This is a genomic window from Aliiglaciecola sp. 2_MG-2023 (assembly GCF_030548145.1).
Lineage (GTDB): Bacteria > Pseudomonadota > Gammaproteobacteria > Enterobacterales > Alteromonadaceae > Aliiglaciecola > Aliiglaciecola lipolytica_A.
In genome coordinates this window covers 1-17,510 of record NZ_JAUORY010000024.1, presented here as the reverse complement: position 1 = coordinate 17,510, position 17,510 = coordinate 1, and the positions used below count along the sequence as shown (strand labels likewise).

19 protein-coding genes and 1 tRNA gene are annotated in these 17,510 nt (G+C 41.0%); 14 read left to right on the top strand and 6 right to left on the bottom strand.

The features are described from left to right. The first annotated feature begins 1 nt into the window (after position 1). From aroA to pyrF, 7 genes are all read left to right on the top strand, one after another. A complete protein-coding gene (gene aroA / locus Q4567_RS18510; RefSeq protein ID WP_303501523.1) occupies positions 2-1,282 on the top strand; it encodes a 3-phosphoshikimate 1-carboxyvinyltransferase in 1,281 nt (426 codons plus the stop codon). A 183-nt stretch (positions 1,283-1,465) separates the two neighbouring features. Next, positions 1,466-2,155, top strand: coding sequence for a (d)CMP kinase (gene cmk, locus Q4567_RS18505; RefSeq protein ID WP_216046693.1), 690 nt, complete (start codon positions 1,466-1,468; stop codon positions 2,153-2,155). A gap of 103 nt (positions 2,156-2,258) precedes the next feature. Continuing rightward, a complete protein-coding gene (gene rpsA, locus Q4567_RS18500; RefSeq protein ID WP_216046692.1) occupies positions 2,259-3,935 on the top strand; it encodes a 30S ribosomal protein S1 in 1,677 nt (558 codons plus the stop codon). 81 nt (positions 3,936-4,016) lie between these two features. Further along, positions 4,017-4,307, top strand: a complete 291-nt coding sequence (gene ihfB, locus Q4567_RS18495; RefSeq protein ID WP_216046691.1) for an integration host factor subunit beta — start codon at positions 4,017-4,019, stop codon at positions 4,305-4,307. A gap of 138 nt (positions 4,308-4,445) precedes the next feature. Beyond that, a complete protein-coding gene (locus Q4567_RS18490) occupies positions 4,446-4,706 on the top strand; it encodes a lipopolysaccharide assembly protein LapA domain-containing protein (protein WP_216046690.1) in 261 nt (86 codons plus the stop codon). A 5-nt stretch (positions 4,707-4,711) separates the two neighbouring features. Beyond that, positions 4,712-5,881 (top strand): lipopolysaccharide assembly protein LapB, encoded by a 1,170-nt coding sequence (gene lapB, locus Q4567_RS18485; protein ID WP_303501519.1) that lies wholly within the window; start codon positions 4,712-4,714, stop codon positions 5,879-5,881. 7 nt (positions 5,882-5,888) lie between these two features. Next, complete coding sequence (pyrF, locus tag Q4567_RS18480; RefSeq protein WP_303501517.1) at positions 5,889-6,584, top strand: orotidine-5'-phosphate decarboxylase; 696 nt, start codon at positions 5,889-5,891, stop codon at positions 6,582-6,584. Between the two features lie 74 nt (positions 6,585-6,658). On the opposite strand, the gene ald is transcribed toward pyrF, so the two are convergent. Further along, positions 6,659-7,789 carry an alanine dehydrogenase gene (ald, locus tag Q4567_RS18475; RefSeq protein ID WP_216046687.1) on the bottom strand — a complete coding sequence of 377 codons (1,131 nt, stop codon included), beginning with the start codon at positions 7,787-7,789 and terminating at the stop codon, positions 6,659-6,661. Positions 7,790-7,918: 129 nt separating this feature from the next. Here ald and lrp point away from each other — a divergent pair, with 129 nt between their 5' ends. The 6 genes from lrp to serS all read left to right on the top strand — a co-directional run bounded on the left by lrp (position 7,919) and on the right by serS (position 14,608). After that, positions 7,919-8,404, top strand: a complete 486-nt coding sequence (gene lrp / locus Q4567_RS18470; protein WP_303501514.1) for a leucine-responsive transcriptional regulator Lrp — start codon at positions 7,919-7,921, stop codon at positions 8,402-8,404. Positions 8,405-8,499: 95 nt separating this feature from the next. Beyond that, positions 8,500-10,947, top strand: a complete 2,448-nt coding sequence (locus Q4567_RS18465; RefSeq protein ID WP_303501512.1) for a DNA translocase FtsK — start codon at positions 8,500-8,502, stop codon at positions 10,945-10,947. A 5-nt stretch (positions 10,948-10,952) separates the two neighbouring features. Further along, on the top strand, positions 10,953-11,597 hold the full coding sequence (gene lolA, locus Q4567_RS18460; protein ID WP_252728704.1) for an outer membrane lipoprotein chaperone LolA: 645 nt from the start codon (positions 10,953-10,955) through the stop codon (positions 11,595-11,597). A gap of 2 nt (positions 11,598-11,599) precedes the next feature. Beyond that, a complete protein-coding gene (locus Q4567_RS18455) occupies positions 11,600-12,907 on the top strand; it encodes a replication-associated recombination protein A (RefSeq protein ID WP_216046684.1) in 1,308 nt (435 codons plus the stop codon). 11 nt (positions 12,908-12,918) lie between these two features. Beyond that, a complete protein-coding gene (gene crcB, locus Q4567_RS18450; RefSeq protein WP_216046683.1) occupies positions 12,919-13,302 on the top strand; it encodes a fluoride efflux transporter CrcB in 384 nt (127 codons plus the stop codon). 10 nt (positions 13,303-13,312) lie between these two features. After that, on the top strand, positions 13,313-14,608 hold the full coding sequence (gene serS / locus Q4567_RS18445; RefSeq protein ID WP_216046682.1) for a serine--tRNA ligase: 1,296 nt from the start codon (positions 13,313-13,315) through the stop codon (positions 14,606-14,608). Positions 14,609-14,660: 52 nt separating this feature from the next. On the opposite strand, the gene Q4567_RS18440 is transcribed toward serS, so the two are convergent. From Q4567_RS18440 to Q4567_RS18420, 5 genes are all read right to left on the bottom strand, one after another. Next, positions 14,661-14,999 (bottom strand): TusE/DsrC/DsvC family sulfur relay protein, encoded by a 339-nt coding sequence (locus Q4567_RS18440; protein ID WP_303501508.1) that lies wholly within the window; start codon positions 14,997-14,999, stop codon positions 14,661-14,663. 8 nt (positions 15,000-15,007) lie between these two features. After that, positions 15,008-15,295 (bottom strand): sulfurtransferase complex subunit TusB, encoded by a 288-nt coding sequence (gene tusB / locus Q4567_RS18435; RefSeq protein WP_303501505.1) that lies wholly within the window; start codon positions 15,293-15,295, stop codon positions 15,008-15,010. Next, complete coding sequence (tusC, locus tag Q4567_RS18430; RefSeq protein ID WP_216046679.1) at positions 15,292-15,651, bottom strand: sulfurtransferase complex subunit TusC; 360 nt, start codon at positions 15,649-15,651, stop codon at positions 15,292-15,294. Before tusC ends, tusB begins: the two co-directional genes overlap by 4 nt. Beyond that, positions 15,648-16,040, bottom strand: a complete 393-nt coding sequence (gene tusD / locus Q4567_RS18425; protein ID WP_303501502.1) for a sulfurtransferase complex subunit TusD — start codon at positions 16,038-16,040, stop codon at positions 15,648-15,650. Before tusD ends, tusC begins: the two co-directional genes overlap by 4 nt. 88 nt (positions 16,041-16,128) lie before the next feature. Further along, positions 16,129-16,806 (bottom strand): Bax inhibitor-1/YccA family protein, encoded by a 678-nt coding sequence (locus Q4567_RS18420; RefSeq protein WP_216046677.1) that lies wholly within the window; start codon positions 16,804-16,806, stop codon positions 16,129-16,131. 303 nt (positions 16,807-17,109) lie between these two features. On the opposite strand from Q4567_RS18420, the gene Q4567_RS18415 reads away from it, so the two are divergent. Further along, positions 17,110-17,201, top strand: a tRNA-Ser gene (locus Q4567_RS18415). The last annotated feature ends 309 nt before the right edge of the window (positions 17,202-17,510 follow it).

Genomic DNA, 17,510 nt, shown 5'->3' with positions numbered 1-17,510 from the left:
CATGCAACAACTAAGACTTGAGCCTATTTCCAAAGTACAAGGTACGGTGAATGTTCCAGGCTCAAAGAGTTTATCTAATCGCGCTCTTTTATTGGCAGCTTTAGCAAAAGGTGAAACCACGCTAACTAATTTACTCGATAGCGATGATATCCGGCATATGCTGGATGCATTGAGCCTGTTGGGAGTTGCTTATCAACTTAGTGACGATAAAACTCAGTGTATTGTCCAAGGTAATAATGGCGTCTTCAATACCGATAGTAAGATAGAAATGTTTTTAGGTAATGCAGGCACAGCTATGCGTCCGTTGTGCGCAGCACTAGCTGCCTCAAATGGCGAATACGTTCTTACCGGTGAACCTCGTATGGAGGAGCGTCCAATTGGTGCATTGGTTGATGCGCTATCTCAGGCTGGCGCTGAAATAAGCTACCTAAAAAGTGATGGATATCCACCGTTACATATTAAAGGGAAAGCTCTTTCAGGTGGCAAAATCCAAGTCGATGGCAGTGTGTCTAGTCAGTTTTTAACCGCAGTACTTATGGCTGCACCGTTATTTTCTGATGACAGTCAAATTGATATTATTGGCGAATTGGTCTCTAAACCTTATATTGATATTACCCTAGATACCATGGCCAAGTTTGGGGTTACCGTTGAAAATGACAACTATCAGAGTTTTAAAATAACAGGTAATCAAACTTATCAATCGCCAGGCTCATTCTTGGTGGAAGGTGATGCTTCATCAGCGTCTTACTTTTTAGCCGCCGGTGCTATCAAGGGCGGCACGGTAAAAGTGACAGGTGTGGGCGCTAAAAGCATTCAAGGTGATATTAAATTTGCGGATGTGCTTTCCGCTATGGGCGCAAAAGTGACTTGGGGTGATGACTTTATCGAAGTTACAGGAGCACCATTAACTGCCATTGATATGGACATGAATCATATTCCCGATGCCGCTATGACAATCGCGACTACTGCATTGTTTGCCACTGGCACCACCAAAATGACGAATATTTATAATTGGCGGGTTAAAGAGACTGACCGTTTAGCAGCAATGGCTACTGAACTGCGCAAATTAGGTGCAGAAGTAAAAGAAGGTCATGACTTTATTGAGGTTACTGCTCCGGCAAAATTACAAGAAGCGGAAATTGATACTTACAATGACCATCGTGTGGCTATGTGCTTTTCACTCGTTGCTTTAAGCGATACTGCTGTGGTGATAAATGATCCAGGTTGTACGGCTAAAACGTTCCCAGACTACTTTGAACGATTTGCCAGCATTAGTGACTAATATTTTCTAGTTGCCAGAATCAGAGATGGCTAGTGTCATCTCTTGGTTATCTTTATTATTAAACGAAATGTTAAAATTATGTTTAAAATCAATGTGTTAATTGCTAATTAGATAGCTTGCATTGCTTATGTTTCGTTAACGAGTATAATTCCGCCCGATTTTTAACTCAGCTCAGGAGAGCACATGCAAGTATCACCAGTCATCACTATCGATGGTCCTAGCGGTGCAGGAAAGGGAACAGTGAGCGCGTTATTGGCCAAAACACTAGGCTGGAACTTCCTTGATAGTGGCGCGATATATCGTGTTTTAGCGATTGCCGCGATCCATCATCAAATTGAACCTGACGATGAAGATGCTCTGCTTCCTCTAGCCAGTAGTCTAGATGTTAACTTCAATACCACTAACAAAGACAGTAAAGTCATCCTTGAAGGCGAAGATGTAACCCATGAAATTCGCACTGAAGAGGTAGGCAGTATTGCTTCTAAAGTAGCTTCTTTACCGCGTATTCGCGAAGCATTATTAAGACGTCAACGTGCTTTTCGAGAAGAGCCAGGTTTAGTTGCCGATGGTCGTGATATGGGAACCGTAGTATTTCCTAACGCAGAAGCCAAAATATTCCTAACGGCTAGTGCAGATGAAAGGGCCCAGAGACGATACAATCAGTTGAAAGATAAGGGGCATGATGTTAATATTGCGCGCCTTTTAACCGATATCAAAGCAAGAGACGAGCGAGACGCTAACCGAAGTGTTGCTCCGTTGGTACCTGCTGATGACGCATTAGTGCTTGATTCTACACACTTAAATGTAGAGCAAGTGCTTGAAAAGGTTAAAGAATTTGTTGGTTCAAAACTTAGTGTCCAATGCGCTCTTTAATTGCTCTACCCGCCAGATAACGGATTAATCTGGTTATGAACAACAACCCCACGTTAATCGGATTTTTCGTGGATACACTTAAAAGTAACTATTAAAGTAATCTATGACTGAAAATTTTGCTGATTTATTTGAAGAAAGTTTAAAAGAACTTGAAACACGTCCTGGTGCCATCGTTAAAGGTACTATCGTATCAATTGATAAAGACATTGTTCTTGTTGATGCAGGTCTTAAATCTGAAAGCGCAATTCCCGTAGAGCAATTCAAAAACGCTGAAGGCGTCCTTGAAGTAGCCATTGGCGACACAGTAGATGTTGCTTTAGACGCGGTTGAAGACGGTTTTGGTGAGACTATTCTATCCAGAGAAAAAGCTAAGCGTCATGAAGCTTGGGTAGAACTTGAAAAAGCTTACGAAGAAAAAGAAACCATCATTGGTGTTATCAATGGCAAAGTCAAAGGTGGCTTTACTGTTGAAGTGAATACAGTGCGCGCATTCTTGCCTGGTTCATTGGTTGATGTTCGCCCAGTTCGCGACACAACTCACCTTGAAGGTAAAGAATTAGAATTTAAAGTTATCAAGTTAGATGCTAAACGTAACAACGTTGTAGTTTCTCGTCGTGCTGTTATCGAAGCTGAAAGCAGCGCAGAACGTGATCAAATACTTGCTAACCTTGAAGAAGGCCATGAAGTTAAAGGTATCGTTAAGAACCTTACTGACTACGGTGCATTCGTTGACCTAGGCGGTGTAGACGGTCTACTTCACATTACTGATATGGCTTGGAAACGCGTTAAGCACCCAAGTGAAATCGTTAACGTTGGTGACGAAATTAACGTTAAAGTATTGAAGTTCGACAAAGAGAAGTCTCGTGTTTCTCTTGGTATGAAACAAATGGGCAGCGATCCTTGGCAAGAAATTGCTAACCGTTACCCTGAAGGTTCTAAATTATCAGGTGCGGTTACTAACCTTACTGACTACGGTTGTTTTGTTGAAATCGAAGACGGTGTTGAAGGTTTGGTTCACGTTTCTGAAATGGATTGGACTAACAAAAACATCCACCCATCTAAGGTTGTTAACCTAGGTGATGTTGTTGAAGTTATGGTTCTTGAAATTGACGAAGAACGTCGTCGTATTTCTCTAGGTCTTAAGCAATGTAAAGCTAACCCTTGGGAAGAATTTGCTAAGTCTCACGAGAAGAACGATAAAGTTAGCGGTAAGATCAAATCTATCACTGACTTCGGTATCTTCATCGGTCTTGACGGCGGCATCGACGGACTAGTTCACTTGTCTGACATTTCTTGGAATAAGACTGGCGAAGACGCTGTTCGTGAATACAAGAAAGGTGATGAAATCTCAGCTGTGGTATTGCAAGTCGACCCAGAGCGCGAGCGTATTTCACTAGGTGTTAAACAGATTGAAGAAGATCCGTTCAATAAGTATCTGACAGATAACAAGAAAGGTGCTATCGTTACTGGTAAGGTTACCGCTGTAGACGCTAAAGGTGTTACGGTTAACTTGGCAGAAGAAGTAGATGGTTACGTTCGTGTTGGTGATTTGACAGTTGAACGTTTAGAAGATGCTTCTGAAGTTGTTAATGTAGGTGATGATCTTGAAGCCAAATTTATGGGCGTAGATCGTAAGAACCGTATCGTTAACTTGTCGGTTAAAGCGAAAGACCAAGCAGACGAGAAAGAAGCTATCGAAAAAGTAAATCAACAGCCAGATGATGCTGGATTTGCTAACGCGATGGCCGAAGCATTCAAAGCTGCTAAAGGCGAAGAATAAAACTTATGCTCAGGCACTTGAACCAAAGTGCCTGATTGTCAGTCTCATCGGTAAAGTATTTTTGATTAACGGAGATTTCTAATGACTAAATCAGAACTTATTGAAAGGCTCGCCGATAAAGCTCGTCACGTTCCTGCTAAGGATGTTGAGTCTGCAATTAAAGAGATGCTAGAGCAAATGGCGCAAACCCTTCAAAAGGGTGATCGCATAGAGATACGTGGCTTTGGTAGTTTCTCGTTGCATTTTCGTGCTCCTCGCGTTGGCCGTAACCCTAAAACAGGTGAAACGGTTAAACTGGAAGGTAAATACGTTCCTCACTTTAAACCTGGTAAGGAATTGCGTGAACGTGTTAACGAAGGTCTGGCACATTAAGATTATTTTATTTTAAAAAAACGGCACTCTTTTTAGAGTGCCGTTTTTGTTTGGGTGACAACTAGGTACATAGTTTTGTACTATAAGCTTTGATACCGCTTAATAAGCGTTTTTTCCTTAACAATTTGAGGTTTAAGATTGAAAATATTCCTGATCGTTATCATTTTCATTATTATCATGCTGGTAGCATCACTTTTAGGTGCAAAAAATGATCAAGCCGTGATGTTTGATTATTTAATGGGTACCATGGAAATGCGCCTCTCAATTTTATTAATGTCTTTTTTTGCTGCCGGCGTAATATTTAGCTCGTTAGTTTTCACACTTGTTTGGCTTAAATTAAAATGGCGCATCAATCGGTTACAGAAACGTAATCGCACAACTGACATTGCAAGTAGTTAATCTGGATGCTTGAATTACTTTTTTTATTACTTCCTGTTGCTGCTGGTTATGGTTATGTCATGGGACGCAATAGCGTCCGTCAAGCACAGCGCAAACAATCCAGTATTCTCTCTCGACATTACTTTAAAGGTTTAAACTTTTTATTGTCTGATCAACCAGATAAAGCGGTTGATACATTAATGAAAATGATGAGCTTAGACAGTGATACCGTTGAAACTCATATAGCTATGGGAAATTTCTTCAGACATCGTGGTGAGTTAGATCGTGCTATTCGTGTGCACCAGAATTTGGTTAGTAAACAAGAATTGTCCGAATCACAAAATAGACAAGCGCTACGAGAGCTTGGTAAAGATTATATGATGGCGGGCTTTTTAGAGCGCGCCGAAAATGCCTTTTTAGAATTATTGGACAGTGATAAACATTTCCTAGACGCCCAACAGCATCTATTTAGCATCTATCAAACTACAAAAGAGTGGGATAGAGCGATAGAGCTTGGTGAGCGTATGATGGATTGTCACGGTGATAGCGATGAATTGTGTATACGTATTTCTCATTTTTATTGTGAACAAGCATTAAAAATGATCAAACAAGAGAAATATGAAACAGCTGAAAAATCGCTACAAAAAGCAATTGCGGCTTATGAACACGGGGTAAGGCCTTGGTTGATTTTAGGCGATCTATCCATTCAACAGGGTGATTATCAAAAAGCCTTCGATTATTTAAAAGAAGTGCCTGTTCGCGACATCAGTTGGTTTAGCGAAGCAGTACCTAAACTAGAACAATGTGCTGAGAAGCTCAATAATGATGCTCAATTAGAAGCGGTTTTAGATTTATATTGGCAGCAATGTGCGACTTCGTATTTAGCAAAAGTGAAATTGTTAGCTAAAAAAGAGAATACTGAGACTGCGGAAACGGTATTGTTCGACCAATTGAAAAAAACGCCAACCATGAAAGGCTTTAAAACCCTGATGGGCTTTTTTATTGAAGACGAAGTCGACGATAAAACCCGTGAGAGTCTGACAATGGTTAAAGGATTGGTAGAAGAACAAATTAAAATGCGGCCAAAGTATCGTTGTTTGAGTTGCGGTTTTTCCGGACGTCAAATACATTGGTTGTGTCCATCATGTAAGAAATGGGGTGTGGTAAAACCAATTAAAGGGTTAGACGGAGAATAGTCGATTTATGAGTGATACAAGAGTCATAGTTGCATTAGATTTTGATAACAGGGCCAAAGCATTAAATTTAGTTAGCCAACTTGATAGTAATTTATGCAAATTAAAGATCGGTAAAGAAATGTTTACCTATTTTGGTCCTGAGTTTGTAAAGGAATTAGTTAACAGGGGGTTTGATGTTTTTCTAGATCTTAAATTCCATGACATTCCAAACACTGTCGGCAAAGCATGTTTGGCAGCGGCCGACTTGGGAGTATGGATGTTAAATGTGCATGCTTCCGGTGGTCCTAAAATGATGGAAAACGCCAAAACTCAACTAGCTACACTAGGGCCGGACCAACCTAAACTGATAGCAGTGACAGTGCTCACCAGTATGGAACAGAGTCAACTTAATGCAATTGGAATAAAAGATTCTCCTGAGCAACAGGTTTTAAGACTGGCTAAGCTGACAAAAAATTGTGGGTTAGATGGGGTAGTGTGTTCCGCACAAGAAGCCCCGATTCTGAGAAGCTCCTTAGATAAAGATTTTCTATTGGTTACTCCCGGTATTCGACCTTTAGGGTCTGATAAAGGTGACCAACAGCGAGTGATGACACCTCCTGAAGCAATATTAGCAGGGGTTAATTACATGGTTATTGGCCGACCAATTACTCAGGCTGCCGATCCTCTAAGAGCGTTATTGGATATTAATCTATCAGTTGCTTAGAGTGATTAAATTGGAAACAATAAAAAAGCTGCTTTAAAAGCAGCTTTTTTGTGTGTGACGTGTAATAGTCAATATTACATTTCTAGTGCTGCACGTGCGTCCATATATTCTAGATTTAACTCTTTACCTAAGGCGTCAACCACTGCTTTATATGTTACTTTGCCTTTATGGACATTCAATCCATTTAACAAGTGAACATCATCAAGCATTGCTTGTTTTGGTCCTTTATTGGCTAATGCCAAACCGAAAGGTAGTGTTGCATTATTCAATGCCATAGTTGATGTTCTTGCTACGCCACCGGGCATATTAGCAACGCAGTAATGGACAACACCATCAACGATGTAGACAGGATCTTGATGAGTTGTAGCTTTTGAGGTTGCAAAACAGCCACCTTGATCTATTGCCACATCAACCACAACTGAACCCTCTTTCATGTTAGCAATATGTTCTTTGCTAAGTAGTTTAGGTGCTGCCGCTCCTGGAATTAAGACTGCTCCAACGACCAAATCGGCTTTTGACGAATAGTAATCTATTGCATCTATGGTTGAATAGACGGTTTTCACTTGGTTAGCAAAAATATCGTCTAATTCGCGTAAACGAGTTAATGAACGATCTAAAATTGTGACATCAGCACCAAGGCCAATTGCCATTTTGGCAGCATTAGTGCCCACAACACCACCACCAATTACTAGTACTTTACCTGGAGCTACGCCTGGAACACCACCAAGTAGTGTGCCGCTACCACCTTGTGCTTTTTCAAGATAATGAGCGCCTGCTTGTACAGACATTCTGCCGGCAACTTCACTCATCGGAGCCAAAAGAGGTAAACCGTTTCTATTGTCTGTAACCGTTTCATAGGCGATACAGGTTGCGCCAGATGCAACTAATAGCTCCGTTTGCGTTGGATCAGGTGCTAGATGCAAGTAAGTATAAAGGGTCTGGCCTTCACGAAGCATTTTACATTCGTTAGGTTGTGGCTCTTTTACTTTCACAATCATTTCTGCACGGGCAAAGATTTCTTCTGCTGTGTCAATAATTACCGCACCAGCAGCAATATACTGATCATTATCAAACCCTATTGAAGCGCCAGCATTGTTTTCTATCAGTACTTCGTGGCCATGTGTGACAAACTCTTTTGTCGCAGCAGGTGTTAATCCAACACGGTACTCATGATTTTTAATTTCCTTAGGAACTCCAATTAGCATTTTTAACCCAACCTTTTGAATTGCAAGAATAGGCACGCAGTATATGCGAGATTAAAAAAACTTTTGTTCTGTTTTTATGCGTTATGCGGTATATTATACTGATAAATTAATGATATGCGGTTTTAAATAATGCTGGTAAAAACCCCAAAACACCTCGACAGAATCGATCGTAACATCCTGATTGAATTACAAAAAAATGGAAAAATTTCAAATGTCGATTTGGCTAAATCCGTTGGATTAAGCGCCAGCCCTTGTCTAGAAAGGGTTAAGCGTTTAGAACAACAAGGGTATATCACAGGTTATTACGCAAAACTTGATCCACAAAAGTTAGGCGCTGCAATGTTAGTTTTTGTGGAAATTACGTTAAGCAAAACCAGTGTGGATATTTTCGAAGAATTTTCTACGGCGGTGAGAAAACATGATGATATTCAAGAATGCCATCTAGTTTCTGGCAACTTTGATTTTTTACTTAAAGCTAGAGTCGCGGATATGTCTAGTTATCGAAAATTACTAGGGGATACATTATTGCGTTTACCTGGTGTCAGCGAATCACGAACTTATGTGGTTATGGAAGAAGTTAAGCATACTGCTCAAATTAAAATCAATCTGAAGTAAATAGCACTCAATGGGAGAGCATTAACTAGGATTTTGGCACTGTCACTGGTAAGGTATGGGTAGAAAAATAATACCTAGAATTGAATTATAGTTTTATGGCGCGTCTATCTGGAATACAACGAATAATGGAAGTGGGCATGATTTTATCATGTGCCTTCGCATTTTTTATTCTGCTTGCTTTAGCATCTTTTAATAGTGCTGACCCGAGTTGGTCTCAGGCTGGATTTCAAGGAAATATCCATAATTGGGTAGGGCCTATAGGTGCTTGGTTTGCCGATGTGCTATTTTTTAGTTTTGGCCGCTTCGCGTATATTTTGCCGTTTATAATAGCCTTTACTGGCTGGTTTTTATTTCAGCAAGTTAAACGCATTGAACAAATTGATTATTTAACGATTGGCTTACGTATTATTGGCTCAATATTATTTTTAGTGGGTATTTCAGGTATTTTGAGTATCAACTTTGATGATATTTTCCATTTTTCTGCCGGTGGTATGATTGGAGACGTAATCAGTAGTTCGTTAATTCCTTACTTTAGTTTAGTTGGTACTACATTACTGTTACTGTGCTTTTTGTTGACGGGGATAACCTTGGTCACTGGCATTTCCTTAGTGACGGTCGTCGATAAGTTAGGTGAAGTAACTATTTTGTCGGGATTGTTTTTATATCGCACTCCAAAACTAATTCAACAAAGTCCTATTGCAAGGTTAACTTTTAAATCAGCTAGCAATGAAACAAGTGATAATGACGTAGAGATCACTACATTTAAGGCCGCTGAACGAGCCACTCCCGTAGAGCCAACGATTACTATTCCTGAAGAAATATTTGAACAACCTAAACCTGAGCCTAAACCCAGTATTTTGTCGGTGTCTGAGCTTAAAAAGAAAATAACCGGTAAAAAAGAAAAACAAAACACCGAGCAACCAGAACCGTTTAAGGCAGAGCCCACGGCTGATATTCAAGCTGAAACTATACCTAAACAAACACAAAACACCACAGCACCTCATTTAAATGGCAATGCAAAACCAGTAGGGGAGGTCGATGATTCTTTAGGCCCGTTACCTTCATTTGACTTGTTAGAACGTGCTGACAAAGTTAAAAACCCCATTACCCAAGAAGAATTGGATATAGTTTCCCGCCTAGTGGAAGAAAAATTATTAGATTTTAATATTGAAGCTAAAGTAGTGGGAGTTTTTCCAGGTCCGGTTATTACGCGCTTTGAGTTGGACCTTGCACCTGGCGTGAAAGTCAGTCGAATTACCGCCTTATCTAAAGATTTAGCTCGTGCTATGTCGGCAATGTCCGTTCGGGTGGTTGAAGTTATCCCCGGCAAATCAGTTATTGGATTAGAGTTGCCGAACAAAAATAGAGACATGGTACGTTTAAGTGAGGTTATCGCATGCCAAGCTTTCCAAGGCAACGATTCGCCACTGACTATGGTGTTAGGTGCCGATATATCGGGTAAACCTGTGATTGTGGACTTAGCTAAAATGCCACATTTATTAGTTGCAGGTACCACAGGGTCCGGTAAGTCGGTAGGGGTCAACGTGATGATCCTCAGTTTGTTGTACAAATCATCTCCAGAAGATGTGCGTATGATAATGATTGATCCTAAGATGCTAGAGCTCTCGGTCTATGAAGGCATCCCGCATTTGTTGTCTGAAGTGGTAACTGACATGAAAGAAGCGGCGAATGCATTAAGATGGTGTGTAGGCGAGATGGAACGTCGTTATCGATTGATGTCAGCTTTAGGAGTTAGAAATCTTAAAGGCTACAACGCGAAAATTAAACAAGCTATCGAAGACGGACAACCTATCAAAGATCCACTGTGGCGATTCGAAGAAAGTATGGAAACCGTTGCCCCCGATTTAGAAAAATTGCCAGCCATTGTCGTTGTGGTTGATGAATTTGCCGACATGATGATGATTGTTGGGAAAAAAGTGGAAGAACTGATTGCTCGAATCGCGCAAAAGGCGAGGGCAGCAGGAATTCACTTAGTGCTTGCCACACAACGTCCTTCAGTGGATGTTATTACTGGACTAATTAAAGCCAATATTCCCACCCGTATTGCCTTTCAGGTGTCGTCGAAAATTGATTCTCGTACCATCTTAGATCAACAAGGAGCAGAGTCGTTGTTGGGAATGGGGGATATGTTGTATTTACCTCCTGGCACAGGCGTACCCACACGGGTACACGGAGCCTTTGTTGATGATCACGAAGTACATGCCGTGGTTGCAGATTGGAAGAAACGGGGCGAACCTAATTATATTGATGAAATACTCAATGGTGAAAGCAGTGCAGAAGTTTTGCTGCCTGGAGAGCAACCAGAGGGAGCCGATCAGGAATTTGATGCGTTTTACGATGAAGCCGTGGCGTTTATTACTGAATCTAGACGGGCATCTGTTTCCAGTGTGCAGCGAAAATTCAGAATTGGTTACAATCGCGCAGCAAGATTAGTTGAACAAATGGAACAAAGTGGCGTCGTAAGTGCTGCGGGTCACAATGGTACTCGTGAAGTTTTAGCACCACCGCCACCAAAGGATTAATCAAAATGAGAAGTAAATTAATCAAGTCATACTGCGTATTTGTCGGAATTTTGATGCTTTCGAGTATCAGCGTCGCTCATGGGAACCAAGGCGATAGTCCAGATGCCAGTGAAAATTTAAAACAGAAATTACTATCGTTAAAAACCTTTACTGCTGCATTCGAACAAAAAGTTACTGATGGACAGGGGGAACTAGTGCAAGAATCCTCCGGTCAAATGACATTGAAACAACCCAACTTAATGATTTGGCAGGTGAATTCTCCTGATGAAAACCTGATGGTCGCTGATGGCACAACACTATGGTATTCAGACCCTTTTGTTGAACAAGTAACAGCGATTAACCAAGCCGATTCTGTGTCCAACAACCCCATCGTATTATTGACCAATCCAAGCAATGAGCAGTGGTCAGAATTTACTATTACTTACGCTGATAATGATGTGTACAGTATTATTGCAATATCGCCAGAATCGCAAATTAGCGAATTAAAATTAAAATTTGAAAATAATCAGCTGAGTCAGTTGAGTTTTATCGATCGCCAACAACAAACCAGCCAGTTAACTTTCTCAGATGTAAAACAGAATATTAATATCGGTGATGAACAATTCGTTTTTACCATTCCCGATGGTTTTGATTTGGACGATCAACGCTAAAAATGGAATTGGATTTTAACGATACTCCCTCATTTGAACCTTTAGCGGCCAAAATGCGGCCCAAAACGGTTGACCAATACGTTGGTCAACAACACATTATCGGTCCGAATAAACCGTTACGAAAATCATTAGAGAACGGCAATTGTCATTCAATGATTCTGTGGGGGCCACCAGGTACCGGTAAGACAACGTTAGCCGAGATTATTGCTAGCCATTGTGACGCTCACATTGAACGCATTTCTGCGGTTACCTCAGGGGTCAAAGACATCCGCAGTGCAATTGAAGTCGCCAAGCAGCATGCCGCGGTAAAAAGCAAACGTACCATATTGTTTGTAGACGAGGTCCATCGTTTCAACAAAGCTCAGCAGGATGCGTTTTTGCCTTTTATTGAAGACGGCACTGTGACATTTATTGGTGCGACCACAGAAAACCCTTCTTTTGAACTAAATAATGCGTTGTTGTCTCGTGCCCGAGTCTATGTTCTACAAGCATTAAGTCATCAAGACCTACAACAGGTTATAGAACAGGCTTTGAAAGACAAAGTGAATGGTTTAGGCAATCAAACGATTCAAATTGATGCAGTTGCTCAAAAACGCCTAATAGAATTGGCTGGCGGCGACGCTCGTCGATTGCTCAATTATTTAGAACTAAGCGTGGATTTTGCGCAAGAGGGCATTGTTGATATTGAAACCGTCGCTCAAGCTGTGGGAGAAAAAGTCTCACAATTTGATAAAGGAGGAGATCTATTTTATGACATGTTGTCTGCGTTTCATAAATCCGTTCGAGGATCTTCTGCTGATGGTGCTTTGTATTGGTACGCCAGAATATTAACCGCCGGTGGCGACGCATTAGCAGTAGCAAGGCGACTTTTAGCGATATCCACTGAAGATATTGGCAATGCCGATCCCAGAGCCATGCAGGTTTGCCTAAATGCATGGGATATCTACCATAGGGTGGGTGCAGCGGAAGGCGAAAGAGCCATTGCGCAAGCCACTATTTATTGTGCTTGTGCTGCAAAAAGTAACGCCGTTTACACCGCATTCAAAGCGGCCATGGCTGATGTAAAAGACAAGCCTGATTATCCAGTACCGGCACATTTACGGAATGCTCCTACTAAGATAATGGCTGATTTGGGGTACGGCAAAGATTATCGTTATGCCCACAATGAACCCCACGCATATGCTGCCGGTGAAAATTATTTTCCTGAAGAAATGCCCGATACTGAGTATTATCAACCAGTTGAACGTGGACTTGAGACAAAAATTAAGGCTAAATTACGTTTCCTAAAAGATTTAGATGGTAAACAGTAAAAGGGCAATTAATGACGCACAGTATCGCTATTTATAGTTATATCGCTGCAGGTGGGGCAGTTGGTGCGTGCATGCGCTTTTTTCTTTCACAAATGATGCTGCAATGGTTTGGTAAAGGCTTTCCTTTTGGTACACTGCTGGTCAATGTGGTTGGTTCGTTTTTTCTTGGTTTGGTGTACGCGTTAATTGAACACGGCCAAATAGAAATAGTGTTATGGCGAACTGCAATTGGTATCGGTTTACTCGGTGCTTTTACTACCTTCTCAACGTTCTCTGTGGATACTTTGTTGCTTATGCAGCAAGGGCTTTGGTTGAAAGGGATCTTAAATATCTTTTTAAATATAACCTGTTGCTTGATGGCAGCATGGTTAGGTACGCAATTGGTTAAAGGTTAAGAATTAACAAATGTTAGATCCAAAATACTTACGTAACGATATAAACGCAACCGCCGAAAAATTAAAAAGTCGTGGTTTCACCCTTGATGTAGAAGCATTTAATGCATTGGAAGAACGTCGAAAAGCGTTGCAAATGCATACCCAAGAATTGCAAAACGAGCGTAACGTTCGTTCCAAATCTATTGGTAAAGCGAAAGCATCTGGTCAAGATATCGCTCCGCTGTTAGCTGAAGTGGGAAAATTAGGCGACGATCTTGATGCTGCAAAATCTGAGTTAGCTGAATTGCTAGAAGAAATTGCCGCTTGGTCTCAAGGGATTCCAAACCTGCCTGATGAATCCGTTCCTGTCGGAAGCAATGAAGACCAAAATGTGGAAGTCAGTCGTTGGGGAACACCACGAGAGTTCGATTTTGAGGTGAATGATCACGTAGATGTGGCGGAAAAACTGGCTAAAGGCTTAGACTTTGAAACTGGGGTGAAACTTTCTGGTTCGCGTTTTGTTGTGATGCGTGGACAAATAGCTCGCTTAAACCGAGCGTTAACTCAGTTTATGTTAGATTTGCACACTACTGAGCATGGTTATACTGAAATGTACGTACCATACTTAGTTAACGAAGCAAGTATGTTCGGCACCGGACAATTTCCTAAGTTTAAAGAAGATGCATTTCATACTATGCCGGCCACTGAAGAGGGGCAGGGCTTGTCCCTAATTCCTACCGCAGAGGTGCCTTTAACGAACACCGCTCGCGATGAAATCTTCAGTGCCAATGAATTACCTATAAAGTTAACAGCGCATACTCCGTGTTTTCGAAGTGAAGCGGGTTCATATGGTAGAGATACCAAAGGGTTAATTCGAAATCACCAATTCGATAAAGTTGAAATGGTGCAGTTAGTCAAGGCGGAAGATTCATTTGATGCGTTGGAAGAGTTGACAGGTCACGCTGAGAAAGTGCTGCAATTGCTAGAGTTGCCTTATCGTAAAATGTTGCTGTGTACTGGCGATATGGGATTCGGTTCTTGTAAAACCTATGATTTAGAAGTGTGGTTACCAGCACAGAATACCTATCGTGAAATTTCTTCGTGTTCTAATATGTTGGATTTCCAAGCGCGTAGAATGCAGGCCAGATATCGTAATCCTGAAACTAATAAGCCAGAGTTATTGCATACCCTAAATGGTTCTGGTTTAGCCGTAGGACGAACGCTGGTAGCGATTCTAGAGAATTATCAGCAGCAAGATGGCTCAGTGACCATTCCTAAAGTGTTAATTCCTTATATGAATGGCGTTGAAGTAATCACCGTTAGCTAATAGTTCAGAATGCAGTATGATTCATGCTGCATTCTCTTTTTAGCCAATTTGATTACAAACACTTTGCTGGTTTTGGCAGCCCAGCAATCTTGGTAGCTTGTTTAGCGGGACCTTTAGGAAATAAACGCTGTAAGTAGCGACTATTGCCTTTATCAGGACCATATTCGTTGGCCATGGCTTTTACTAATGCGCGAATGGCAGGGCTGGTGTTAAATTCCAAATAAAAGTTCCGCACAAATGTCACTACTTGCCAGCGATTTTCGTCTAATTCGATATTCTCTTTAGCTGCAATGACTTCGGCTAATTCAGGCTCCCAATCATCTACAGATAATAGGTACCCCATTTTATCAGTGGCAATTTTTTTATTGTTAAACTCGATGTAATGTTCCATTTATTCTACTACCAAGATATTAAGTTATCGTAATCAAGTGTTAAGGCGACAAAACTATTATAGTCAATCATGAGAATTGGAAATTCGTTACACTGGATACCTCTAGCTATGCAGTCAGGTTCAAGGGCATACAGATTTTTTGTGCGCTGCGATAGTTGCTCACAGATAGGAGCTGAATTTAATGCATAGACTGCGTCTTGCATCAATAATATGCCGTCATTAGCATCGATACGTGACAGCGCATTTTCTAGATTAGTATTGGAAAATGGACTTACTGAAAATTTATGTAGGATCATGACAAAGTAATTATGTTATCGGATTTTTGAAGCTGGGCATTTAACTCTGAAGGCGTTAATAGCTGACAACTTACATTTAACTGAGCTTTATCAAGCCCCCGTTTTTCTAAACTTTCTTTACACACAAAAATATTTTCAACATCATAAAACTCAAAAGCACCGAAGCTTTTTGCAAAATGCTTATGCTCTAACTCTCCTGGATTTTGATTTGTAAGTAACTGAAACACGCCATCATCAATAAAGAATACGCTGACGAATTGGCCAAAACTTGCTGATGCTAAAACTAAATCCACCGACTCTTGTCCAGCATTGTTGTTCATTGGTCCGGTTTGATTAATGATTGCCAGAGACTTCAAAATTGAATACTCCTGTCACTTTCATTCAGCATGCTAACTAGCTCGCCAATACCCACGGATTGAAAAGGAGGATTAAGATTGAATAGAGCAGGTGTGTCATTTTGTAGCGCGTCTTGTTCACTTAAAATTCCCCGTCGATTGGCTGCTGTTACACACACTTGTAAAGGAATAGTGTGTTTATCTGCTAATTCACACCATTTAGGGTAAATTGCTAATTCATCAGAAAGCATTGTTTGAAATGAATTGGCAAGCTCTACACCTGATTGGTAAAAGAAAACGCCAGAGATACTATGTCCATCTTCGATCGCGGCTTGAACAAAACGATAGGCACTGTAGCAGTCCTGAGATTCAAGTGGGGAAGAAGTAACTATTATGCAGAAGCTAGCCAAATAAATGATCCCATATTAACGGTGACATTAGTTGCCACATAAAAAAACACCCCAGCAAAGCTGAGGTGTTTTAGCATATCAAAAAATATTAATCGTCGCCGCCAAAAGCACCTAGTAAGTGCAAAATTGACGTGAATAAGTTATAGATGTTTAAGTACATTGAAACAGTCGCGCGAATGTAATTCGTTTCACCACCATTAACAATTCTACTTGTATCAAATAAAATTAGTCCAGACATGATGAACACAATGGCTGCGCTAATGGCTAAACTTAGTACTGGTATACCTAAGAAAAGGTTAGCAAGACTCGCTACTACAGCAACGATTAAACCTACCATCAAAAAACCACCCATAAAGGAAAAATCTTTCTTGGTAGTTAATACATAAGCTGATAAACCAAAAAATACTAACGCAGTAGTACCTAAAGCTTGCATTATTAGTGCTGGGCCACCAGGGAATGCTAAATAATAGTTAAGCATTGGCCCTAAAGAGCCACCTAATAAACCAGTAAAAGCAAAAACAAACAAAATTCCACTTGAGCTGTTTTCAACTTTATTTAAGAAAAATATCATTACCAAAGCTGCCAGACTCATAATCATTGCTGCGCCTTGGCCAAGCCCCATGGCCATTGCTGCGCCTGCACAAACTGCACTAAACGCTAATGTCATTGCTAACAACATGTAAGTATTGCGGAGAACCTTATTGGTTTCCAATACTGACGGGCGAGAACCAACCCTGTCTACATGAACATAACGATCTTGATCCATAAAAAACCTCCAATAGGCATATAAAAGTGAGTGACTTAGCAAATTGCTATAGTATTGTTTAATTAGTCTATTTGTATGGTGTTTGGTTCACTTTTTCAAGTATTATCGTATCAACTCTTTGTAACAAGCCATATATTGTCGAAATAGCGAACAAATCGGACAAAGAAAGAGCGTTTGAATAAAAATTTGCGTTATCCTCTTTACAAGCTGCAAAAAGGTCATTAATATTCGCCCCACTTCGGAAGCGCAGAACAATTTAGCTCTAAAGCAAATAGTTCAATTCGCTAAAGAAGTACAAAATTCGGATAGCTGGCAGAGCTCGGTTTAATGCACCTGACTTGAAATCAGACGTACGGTCAAACGTACCGGGGGTTCGAATCCCTCGCTATCCGCCACATTAAAAAACCCGCACTTGTTGCGGGTTTTTGCTTTTTTGTCCTCGCAGAAATGAAATGCAGGGCTAAAGCCTGCGCCTACAACACACCGTAGCATGGCCTTTAGGCCATGGGTGTTAAATTGGCAATCGCGGGGCTAAAGCCAGCGCTTACAACAAACCGCAGCATGGCCTTTAGGCCATGGATGTTAAATTGCTAATCGCGGGGCTAAAGCCAGCGCCTACAACACACTGTAGCATGGCCTTTAGGCCATGGATGTTAAATTGCTAATCGCGGGGCTAAAGCCAGCGCCTACAACGAACCGTAGCA

What these genes read in the sequence shown, in the direction of transcription:
- lrp (WP_303501514.1), top strand. Translation starts at nt 7,919, where the DNA reads ATGCTGGTAAAAACCCCAAAACACCTCGACAGAATCGATCGTAACATC.
- cmk (WP_216046693.1), top strand. Translation starts at nt 1,466, where the DNA reads ATGCAAGTATCACCAGTCATCACTATCGATGGTCCTAGCGGTGCAGGA.
- crcB (WP_216046683.1), top strand. Translation starts at nt 12,919, where the DNA reads ATGACGCACAGTATCGCTATTTATAGTTATATCGCTGCAGGTGGGGCA.
- aroA (WP_303501523.1), top strand. Translation starts at nt 2, where the DNA reads ATGCAACAACTAAGACTTGAGCCTATTTCCAAAGTACAAGGTACGGTG.
- lolA (WP_252728704.1), top strand. Translation starts at nt 10,953, where the DNA reads ATGAGAAGTAAATTAATCAAGTCATACTGCGTATTTGTCGGAATTTTG.
- Q4567_RS18455 (WP_216046684.1), top strand. Translation starts at nt 11,600, where the DNA reads ATGGAATTGGATTTTAACGATACTCCCTCATTTGAACCTTTAGCGGCC.
- ihfB (WP_216046691.1), top strand. Translation starts at nt 4,017, where the DNA reads ATGACTAAATCAGAACTTATTGAAAGGCTCGCCGATAAAGCTCGTCAC.
- serS (WP_216046682.1), top strand. Translation starts at nt 13,313, where the DNA reads ATGTTAGATCCAAAATACTTACGTAACGATATAAACGCAACCGCCGAA.
- rpsA (WP_216046692.1), top strand. Translation starts at nt 2,259, where the DNA reads ATGACTGAAAATTTTGCTGATTTATTTGAAGAAAGTTTAAAAGAACTT.
- Q4567_RS18465 (WP_303501512.1), top strand. Translation starts at nt 8,500, where the DNA reads ATGGCGCGTCTATCTGGAATACAACGAATAATGGAAGTGGGCATGATT.
- pyrF (WP_303501517.1), top strand. Translation starts at nt 5,889, where the DNA reads ATGAGTGATACAAGAGTCATAGTTGCATTAGATTTTGATAACAGGGCC.
- Q4567_RS18420 (WP_216046677.1), bottom strand. Translation starts at nt 16,806, where the DNA reads ATGGATCAAGATCGTTATGTTCATGTAGACAGGGTTGGTTCTCGCCCG.
- lapB (WP_303501519.1), top strand. Translation starts at nt 4,712, where the DNA reads ATGCTTGAATTACTTTTTTTATTACTTCCTGTTGCTGCTGGTTATGGT.
- ald (WP_216046687.1), bottom strand. Translation starts at nt 7,789, where the DNA reads ATGCTAATTGGAGTTCCTAAGGAAATTAAAAATCATGAGTACCGTGTT.
- Q4567_RS18440 (WP_303501508.1), bottom strand. Translation starts at nt 14,999, where the DNA reads ATGGAACATTACATCGAGTTTAACAATAAAAAAATTGCCACTGATAAA.
- tusB (WP_303501505.1), bottom strand. Translation starts at nt 15,295, where the DNA reads ATGATCCTACATAAATTTTCAGTAAGTCCATTTTCCAATACTAATCTA.